We start from the raw sequence: 6,152 nt of genomic DNA on the forward strand, positions 1-6,152 counted from the left end.
GGTGGCATTAAACAAAGCGGTCCCTCTGCTGTACAACGCACTGGCGTCCGGTGAAATGCTGCCAAAAGTGGAACTGAAATGGTACCGCACGTCTGTTGAAGGGAAGCAAGAGCACTTCTTCACCACCACACTGACCGATGCGACTATCGTCAACATCGATTGCCAAATGCCACACTGCCAAGATCCGGCCAAAGCGGATTACACGCAGCTCATCGAAGTGTCGCTTTCTTACCGTAAGGTCGACTGGGAGCACACCGTGGCAGGCACTTCCGGTGCTGACGACTGGCGTGCACCGCTGGAAGCGTAATCGCCTCATTCGACGAGCTCACCCGGGCTCGTCCTTGTCTGTTTTAACGTGATGCACTCTCCCCGTTAACCCGGAGCCTGACCATGTTCTCAAAAGATCCGAAAAAATCATCCCCTGATCTGGCGTCGATGCTGAAGGACGAAGCCATTAACCAAGCCAAGGAAGCGGCGATGTCAAAGGCATCTGCGCGAACACAACAAGCCGTCAATTTGGCCCAACAAGCGGCCAGTGCGGCGTCCTCGTTGCAGGCCTCCGCCGCGATGTTGCCCCCCGGCGGCGGGCTAACGGGGGGGCTCAACCCTGCCGATCCGGATACCGCGCAAGCGGCCTTACGCAGCGCGTTAGGGTTAACCGCCGAGCCGAGCGGTTTAGTGTTTACCTGTGAAATCGGCTTATTTCCTGCGGGCACCTTTCAAGTCACCGATTTTACCCTCACCGAAGGGCTCTCTTCCTTATATCACCTTAGCCTGAATGTGGTGAGTTTGTTGCCTTATATTGAATTCCAAACGCATTTAGGCCAAGCCGCCTCACTGACGGTCAAACGGGATGGGCAGATTGTGCGCACCGTCAATGGCATTCTTGCGGGCGGTGTCCAAGGCAATACCGATGGCGTGAAAACGTGGTACCATTTTGATATCCGCCCTGAAATGTGGATCATGACCCTCAATCAGGACAGCCGTATCTTCCAAGACCAAAACGCCCCCGCGATTTTAAAGACGTTATTGGATGAAGCGCACGTCAAATCAGACTGTCTTTTTTACCGTGAAGCGCTGCATCCGGAACGGACCTACACCACGCAAAAACGGGAATCCGCCTATGACTTTTGGTGTCGCTTAGCCTTTGAGGAAGGGATCAACTTCTGGTTTGAAGAAGATCAGATGTTCTACAGTGATGAGCACATGGGCATGACCGCGGGGATCTCGTTGACTTACAACCCGCAAGCGAACACCGATATCACCGACAGTACCGCCACCACATGGCAGTACGGGGAGTATCTGTGCGCCGATCAACTGATCCAAAAAGACAACAACTACGTGCGCCCCTCTTACCCGCTGATGCACCAAGATCAGCAAGCAGGCGGTGGGCAGCACAGTGTGTTTGAAAGTTACGGGCGTTTTCAATTGGATGCCGAAGGGGAGCCCCTGACCAAAGCCCGTTTTGAGCAATTACGCAGCGGCAGCCGCGTGGGCAATGCCACCACGAACTGCTTTGCCTTGCGCCCAGGCAAAATTTTCACCCTGCAAAATCACCCACACGCCCCGATGAATGACAGTTGGCAAGTCATCACGGTCACCCATCACGGCGTGCAACCCTTAGCCGACAATGGCGGGGGCGAAGGAACGCAATTAAGTAACACGGTCTCCTTTATACCGGGTCGTGAGGAGTGGCGTCCGCCACACCGTTATAAACCGACGGCCGATGGGGATGAATTGGCGACCGTGGTGGGGCCGCCGGGGGAAGAGATTTACGTCAATGAGTACGGCGCCGTCAAAGTGCATTTCCATTGGGATCGCTACGGCAAGCCCGATCACAGCGCTTCCTGTTGGGTGCGTGTCGCCATGGGATGGAGCGGCAACGGTTACGGCTTTTCGGCCGTGCCCCGTATCGGCACCGTTGTGCAAGTCAGTTACCTGAACGGGGATATTGACCGCCCCATTATCACGGGATGCACTTACGATGGCCGCAATGCTCCCCCTATTCGTTTTCCTGAAAACAAAACACGCACCACGTTCCGCACTCAAACCCATAAGGGCGAGGGCTTTAACGAGTTACGTTTTGAGGATGAGGACGGTAAGCAGGAAGTGTTTATTCATGCGCAAAAAGACATGAATACGGTAGTACGGGATAATCGTTCGACGACCGTGGGGGCCAACCACAAAGAAGTCATCCTACAAAACCAAACGGTTTCAGTGCACGGCTCTCAATCGACCTCAGTACAGTCTGACCAAAAGAATGTCGTCTTTGGGAATCAACAGTCTATTGTCGATGGTGAAGTGGTCATCGCTTCCGCAAAAGGGATCCGTCTTATCAGCGGTACGTCCGTTCTTCAATTGAGTCCCTCGGGAAGGGTCACCATCGCATGTGAAAATTTTGATTTTTATGCCAGTGGTTCAGGGCAAATTGCCACGGGTGAGATCCTCGATCTCAATATGGACAATGCCGCGCCAGGGATCACTAAAATAGATCCGAATACCGACACCATTGCCAGCACAAAATCCCAATTTTTTCCTGAAAAATAAGGTTGAGTATGCATTACTTATTTCAAGAGGGTCGCCTCACACTACCCAGTGATAAATATCAAGATAATACCGTGAATATGCTGCGTTTTCCTGCCCTAGAAGGCAGCATCTCCATCACCCGTGAGGCACTGTCGCCAGACATCGAGCTAAGTGATTATCTCGCCGGACAGCTAAGCGCCATTAAACGTGAAATAAAAAATGCCGTCGTTAAAGCGCCAACCGCTTTTCGCACAGAGCAAGGTCTCACGGGGAGTGAAATTTACTGTGAGACCAAACAAAAAGGCATCAGTATTTATCAATGGATAGCGGCATTTCACGTGGAAGACAACGTCTTAGTCGTCACTTATAGCCAAATTAAACCGTTTTCAAATGCAGAGCTCGCACACTGGCGCGCCCTGCGGGACAGCTTTACACCGCACTCAAATTAACCGAAAGCAGACTTGAATTCACAATGACCATACTGACGATTGAATAAGGACATACTCATGGGAAATGAATTTTTCGCGGCGAAGCAAGGCGATAAATTGATGCACTCGTCAATATGGGCAGATATTGTCTGTGGTGTGGTTAAAGGGGCGGTCTATGCGGCGGTAGGGGCTGCTGCAGTTGTATTGACAGGCGTAACTGCCGGTGCAGCAACGGCTGTTTTTATTGGCGCGGGATTGGCGACCGGTTTTGCTCTCGGCAGTGTTATTGATGCTGCTGCGGATTGGGTCGCGGATGGGATTGATAGCCTCTTTGGACTCAGTTCGCCTGATGGCGAAATAAAAACCGGCTCACCCAATGTGCGTATCAAGGGAAAACGGGCAGCAAGAGCGGCAGGAAAACTCCCTACCCCCTTGTTATTAGCGTCTATTGCAGAAGACAATGCGCCCCCTAAAGAAAAAAAAGGGCTCGATATTGCCTTGAGTATTTTGGAAAAATCCACAATGCTTATTCCGGGCATGCTTCCCTTTGCGTTAGCCAAAAAAGCACTTAGCACCCCGAATAATGCGGCGCCTATTGACCCCCTGTCTGACGAATACCCAGAATATCCATCGCCTAAGCAAGGCTTTTTTGACAGCATACTGTCCCCCGTTAAGGCGAATAAGCACCCTCATGCTGAACCGATGCCCCTCGATATTATCAAATGTGATAAATGGCATTGTGCAAGTGAGCCCTACTTTTTAGCGGAAGGATCAAAAAGGGTTCAAATCAATAGCCAGCCGGCGTGCCGTAATGGGGATAGAAGCACCTGTGAAGCCAAAATCGATGACCATCAAGAAAAAGGGATTGTGCGCATTGGTGGGAACAGTGTGGTGGTACGCGACATCATGAGTGGCCGCAACCCGTTTGCAGAGATGTTCGGTGAAATTCTTGGCGGCCTCTTTGTGGGGGGGCTGCGAACCTTAATGCGAAAAGGCGGAATGGCTGTCATTAAGCAGTGTTTAAATAAAGTCGGTTGTACGCTGGTAAGTGAAATTGTCGGCACCGCGGTTGGTTCGATGGTGACGGCAACGGTGGTACAAGCTTTCAATAGTTTACACCATCCCGTTCATGCCGCTACGGGGTCGAAAGTCCTCAATGGTGAAAATGATACGGACTTTATTATTGAGGGGGCTTATCCGTTAGTCTGGTCACGTATCTACCAAAGTCGGAACCAACGCGAGAGCCGATTGGGCCGTGGTTGGGCAATGCCGTTTGATGTGTCCTTGGAAATCGAGTCAACTGGCAAGGGGCTTGAAAATGAAAATATCTACTACCATGACGCATCGGGGCGCCGTTTAGCCCTGGGGAAAATAGCCCTCGGCCAAACAGTGTTTTATCAGGATGAAGGGTTTAAAGTTTATCGCACCGTGAATAATATTTTCCTTGTCGAATCCACTGACGGTGACTATCAACTGTTTGAAGCCAACCCCCATAAAATCAATACCCTGCGCTTAATGAAAAGCGCTGACCGCCATAACAATGCCTTAAATTACCGTTATGCCAATGACGGTGAACTGGTGCAAATTCATGATGATGCGTATTTAACGGATATCCGCTTGCACTATGACGCACTTTCACAGCGATTAACGTCGGTAACGCGTCATCAAGGGCAAGCTGAAAAAACACTGGTGACCTATGATTACGATGAACAGCAGCGGTTAATTCAGGTCACTGACGCGGATAACCGTATCACGCGCCGTTTTGGTTGGGATGAAGAGTCCGGCTTAATGGCAATGCACCAATATGCCACGGGGTTGAGTAGCCATTATCGCTGGCAACGCTTTGACACCTTTACCCTTGAAGACAATGAACCGGAGTGGCGGGTCGTTGAACACTGGTTAAAAGAAGAAGGCCAAACGTGTTTAGAGCACACAGAACTCATCTACGATTTAGCCGAGCGCACCGTCAAAACCATTCAGCATGGTTTAGGAAGCACCTTCCGTCGCTGGAATGAACAACAGCAAATCATTGAATACACCAATGAGCTCAATGAAACTTGGTACTTTGAGTGGGACACCAATCGCCACTTAACCAAAGCCATTGCGCCAGATACCAGTGAGTGGGTTTATACCTATGATGAACGCGGAAATTTAACGCAATCGACGGATCCCGAAAACCAATCCACTTGCTACGATTGGGACAAGGATTTTGCCTTTCCGACCGTGCAAACCTTGCCCAATGGGGCGGCGTGGCATTGGGAATATACCGATAAAGGCGATGTCCGCCGTGTGATTGACCCCTTGGGGCACATCACGGCGTTTGTTTGGGACGAGCAAGGCAATTGCATCGGGCAAGTGGATGCCAAAGGCAATGAAACCCACTATCGCTATAACCCACGCGGTCAGCTTATTCGCCAAACCGACTGTTCCGGTTACCCCACTACCCTCACCTATGATGAGTGGGGGCAATTGCGCAGTATCACTAATGCGCTCAATGAAACCACCTATTACACGTTCAGTGAAACAGGCTTATTGCTGTCAGAAAAGTTGCCCGATAACACGGAAAACCGCTACGACTATAATGATGCGGGGCAACTGGTCGGATTAACCGATGTGGGTGACCAGCACACGCTACTGCGGCGTAATCGTCGGGGGCAAGTCATTGCACGTCGTGACCCCGCGGGGCATTGGCTGCATTTTCACTATGACGCGTTAGGGCGCATGAATGCATTAGAAAATGAGCACGGCGAACAGTACCGCTTTGGCTACGATGCCCTTCATCGCTTGACCCAGGAGCAAGACCTTATTGGTCAACAAAAACAGTATCAGTATGACGAGGTGGGAAACCTGACGCAGATACTGACTACCCCCGCCAAGCCGCAGAACGGAAGTGCCGCCCTCGCGCCAGTCCTGATGCAACTGCATTACGATAAGATTGGTCGTTTACGGTCTCGTGAGAACGGGGAATACCGCACGGAATATGGGTATAGTCAGAACCAAGTGACCGTGCGTCAGGTGCCGATAGCGCGCTGGCATGAGGCGCAACGGACGGGGACGACGGTGAGTTATGACGATGAGTTGACCCTCACTTACGACACACTGGGGCAGTTAGTCAGTGAGCGCAATGCCACTGGGGAATATCATCATCAATACGATGTGTTGGGGAATTTAACCCAGACACAACTGCCGAATAACCGA

The 6,152-nt window shown here is 51.2% G+C and carries 4 protein-coding genes; all 4 read left to right on the top strand.

What is annotated here, in order from left to right; translation table 11 throughout:
- Positions 1-307: type VI secretion system tube protein TssD (gene tssD / locus PSE69_RS19355; protein ID WP_272577893.1), on the top strand; the 307-nt coding region annotated here is incomplete at its 5' end.
- A gap of 83 nt (positions 308-390) precedes the next feature.
- Entirely contained in the window at positions 391-2,547 is a 2,157-nt protein-coding gene (locus PSE69_RS19360; protein WP_154610202.1) for a type VI secretion system Vgr family protein, read from the top strand.
- Between the two features lie 8 nt (positions 2,548-2,555).
- Entirely contained in the window at positions 2,556-2,975 is a 420-nt protein-coding gene (locus PSE69_RS19365; protein WP_014657251.1) for a DcrB-related protein, read from the top strand.
- 57 nt (positions 2,976-3,032) lie between these two features.
- The coding region (locus PSE69_RS19370) for a DUF6531 domain-containing protein (RefSeq protein ID WP_272675325.1) at positions 3,033-6,152 on the top strand (3,120 nt) is incomplete at its 3' end.

The sequence above is a fragment of the Providencia sp. PROV122 genome (assembly GCF_028482365.1).
GTDB lineage: Bacteria > Pseudomonadota > Gammaproteobacteria > Enterobacterales > Enterobacteriaceae > Providencia > Providencia stuartii.